Below are 3,516 nucleotides of genomic sequence, written 5' to 3'. Positions count from 1 at the left end.
ATCCTGACGTCCTGAATAGAACTAGTCAATACATTCGTGGGCCAGCATCGGCCCACCGGAGGTGTTTGGCTGGGACCACACGGACGAGGACGGCGGAGAACGGGGGACGGTGTGGAGGACAGGGACGTCGTCGTGGCCCGGACCGTCCGGCTCGTCCGGCGAAGGCATCTTGAAGGCTCCGGCCAGGAGCTCCTTCACGTTGCGCGCCGTTACGCCACCGCCACCGCCGCCGCCACGACGGACCGTGCCGGCACCGCGTCCGTCCCCGGCCCGCTCCGCACGACGTGGCCCCCAGGCCGGACGACCACCCGAGCGCCCGGCCTCCGCCTCGACCCGCCGCGCCTCGTTCCGAGCGGCTCGCAGGGCCTCCCGCGCCACGGTGGCGGGCCGCACAGCCGCAGGTTCCGCTGCCGAAGGGTTCTTCTCCCCTGCCTTCGACAAGTCCGCGTCGCTCTCCACCGAGTCGGCCGGTCGGGAGTCCTCCGACGTGCCCGGCCGCCCCGCGTCATCGGTGTCTTCACCTCTCCCCCGCCTGGCGGCGACCGCCTCACGCAGTGCCGCACGTGCGCCGTCGCCGGGCCGGGGTTCATCACGCCGGAGAGACGCGGGCGCCTCCTCGGTTCCCGCGGATTCCTCGGTTGCGGCGCTCTCGGTCGCCGCGACGTTCTCAGTCGCCGTGCTGCTCTCGGTCGCCGCGCTGTTCTCGGTCGCCGCGCTGTTTTCGGTCGCCGCAGCATCACCGGCCGCTGGGTCCCCGGCCCCTGCGTCCCCGACCCAAGGCTGCTCCACCGAAGGCTGCTCCACCGCGGGCTGCTCCACCTCCGACTGCTCCTCCGTCGGCGGCTCTCCTGCCTCTCCCCCCGCCGCCCGCCGCTGCCGCTCCAGGGCTTCCCGCAGGGCTCGGCGGGCCTCGTCCGCCGGGCCCGGGGTCATGTGGGCCTCCGGAGGGACACGAGGTCGGACAGTTCGCGGTCGGTCAGTTCCGTGAGGGCCGACTCGCCGGAGCCGAGGATGGCATCGGCGAGGGCACGCTTGGCTTCGAGCATCTCGGCGATACGGTCTTCGACCGTGCCCTCGGTGATGAGGCGGTGGACCTGGACGGGCTGGGTCTGGCCGATGCGATAGGCACGGTCGGTGGCCTGTTCCTCCACGGCCGGGTTCCACCAGCGGTCGAAGTGGACGACATGGCCCGCGCGGGTGAGGTTCAGTCCGGTGCCGGCCGCCTTGAGGGACAGCACCAGGACCGGGGTCGCGCCGGACTGGAAGCGGTCCACCATGTGCTCGCGGTCGGGAACCGGCGTGCCGCCGTGGAGAAGCTCCACCGGAACGGCGCGGGCGGAGAGGTGGGCGGCGATCAGGCGGGCCATCCCCACGTACTGCGTGAAGACCAGCGCCGATCCGTCCTCCGCCAGCACCGTGTCCAACAGCTCGTCCAGCAGCGCGAGTTTGCCGGAGCGCGCGAGCAGACGGCCGTCGGCCCCTGGCTCCTCCTTCAGGTACAGCGCCGGATGGTCGCAGATCTGCTTCAGCGCGCCCAGCAGCTTCAGCACCAGGCCCCGCCGTGCGATGCCCTCCGCGGTCTCGATGGCCAGCATCGACTCCCGCACCACCGCCTCGTACAGCGCCGCCTGTTCCCGGGTCAGCGGCACGGGATGGTCCGTCTCGGTCTTCGGGGGCAGCTCGGGGACGATCCCGGGGTCGGACTTCTTGCGGCGCAGGAGGAAGGGGCGCACCAGGCGGGCCAGCCGCCGCACCGCCTCCTCGTCCTCGCCGTTCTCCACCGCGCGCGCGTGCCGGGCGCGGAAGGACTTCAGGGGGCCCAGGAGCCCGGGAGTGGTCCAGTCGAGCAGGGCCCACAGTTCGGAGAGGTTGTTCTCCACGGGTGTGCCGGTCAGGGCCACGCGAGCCGGGGAGGGGATGGTGCGCAGTGCCTTCGCGGTGGCCGAGTAGGGGTTCTTGACGTGCTGGGCCTCGTCGGCGACGACCATCCCCCAGCGCTGCTCGGCCAGCCGCGGCGCGGTCGTGCGCATCGTGCCGTAGGTCGTCAGCACGAAGCCGCCCTCGAGGTCGTCGAGCGTGCGGTCCGGGCCGTGGAAGCGGCGGACGGGGACGCCGGGCGCGAACCGGGTGATCTCCCGCTGCCAGTTGCCCAGCAGGGAGGCCGGGCAGATCACCAGGGTCGGCTCGGTGCGGGCCCGCTTGAGGTGCAGGGCGATGACGGTGATCGTCTTGCCGAGCCCCATGTCGTCCGCGAGGCAGCCGCCGAGGCCGAGGGAGGTCATGAGGTCCAGCCAGGCCAGGCCCCGGAGTTGGTAGTCGCGGAGGGTGGCCCGCAGATCCGGGGGTGGTTCGGCGGGGCGCACTCCCGCTGTCAGCCGCTCACGGAGGGCGGCCAGCGCGCCGACCGGCACCGCCTCGACCGTCTCGCCCTCCACCTCCGCGCTGCCGGTCAGGGCCACGGAGAGCGCGTCGACGGGGTCCAGCAGGCCCAGTTCGCGTTTGCGGGCCTTGCGGACGAGGGCGGGGTCGACCAGGACCCAGCGGTCCCGCAGCCGTACGACCGGGCGGTGGGCCTCGGCGAGGGCGTCCATCTCCGCCTCGCTGAGGGGATCGCCGCCGAGCGCCAACTGCCAGCGGAACTGCAGCAGTTCCTCGCTCTCGAAGAACCCGGTGCCGTCGGTCGCCGAGCCCGGCGCGGACCGTACGACCGCTGCCGCGGACAGGTCCTGGGCGAGGTCGCGGGGCCAGTGCACGGCGACCCCGGCGGCCGCGAGCCGGGTGGCGGCCACGCCGAGCAGATCGCCCAGCTCGTCGTCGTACAGCGCCAGGACGTCGGGCACGTCCTGCTCGGCCAGGCGGTCGAGCGGCGGCCAGATCCGGGCCGCGCGGCGCACGGCGAGCGCCGCGTCCACCCGGGCGCGGGGGCCGAACACCGCGTCCGCCTCGCCCGCCCACAGGGCCGCCGCGTCGACGACCATGGTGGGGTCGGCGAGGCTGTGCACCTGGACGATCGCGGCGCCCGCCCGGCGCACGCCCTCGTCATCGTCGAACAGTTCGTACGCCGACAGGTCGAGGCGGAGCGAGATGCGCACGCCCGCGTCCATGCCGGCGGCGACCTCCGCCGCCCACTCCTGGGCGGCGGGCAGGCGCTGGGGCCGGCGGTCCGCGAAGGGCCTGCCGGAGACATGCGGTGCGGCGGGGGTGCGGGGCAGGGTGTCGGCGACCGCGTCCAGGAAGGAACGCATCAGGGCCTCCGGCTCGGGCAGCCGCAGCGGGCCGGGGCCGGGCAGCGGGACCGCGTGTCCCTCGGAGGGCAGCGCGGCGGCGACCGCACGGAGGTGCGCGATGTCGTCCGGGTCCAGCGGGCCGGCCCGCCAGGCGTCGTGGCCGCTCGCCGTCAGTCCGGGCAGCAGTCGGCCGCGCGCGGTCAGCCGCAGGGCGTGCAGGGCGGCCGCGCCCCAGCAGGCGGTGGCGGGGTGGGCGGCCGGATCGCGCCGGGCGCGGACGAGGAGGGGC

Annotated in this window: 1 protein-coding gene; it reads right to left on the bottom strand. The window is 74.5% G+C overall.

The genetic code is table 11. The annotated features are described in order from the left end of the window. Positions 1–929 precede the first annotated feature (929 nt). Positions 930–3,516 (bottom strand): DEAD/DEAH box helicase (locus tag GRC12_RS42805; RefSeq protein ID WP_208785844.1); only part of this gene is annotated, 2,587 nt, incomplete at its 5' end.

It is taken from the genome of Streptomyces griseorubiginosus (assembly GCF_017614965.1).
Classification (GTDB): Bacteria; Actinomycetota; Actinomycetes; order Streptomycetales; family Streptomycetaceae; genus Streptomyces; species Streptomyces griseorubiginosus_B.
The sequence above is the reverse complement of the archived record's forward strand: the minus strand, read 5'-3'. Positions and strand labels throughout refer to the sequence as shown.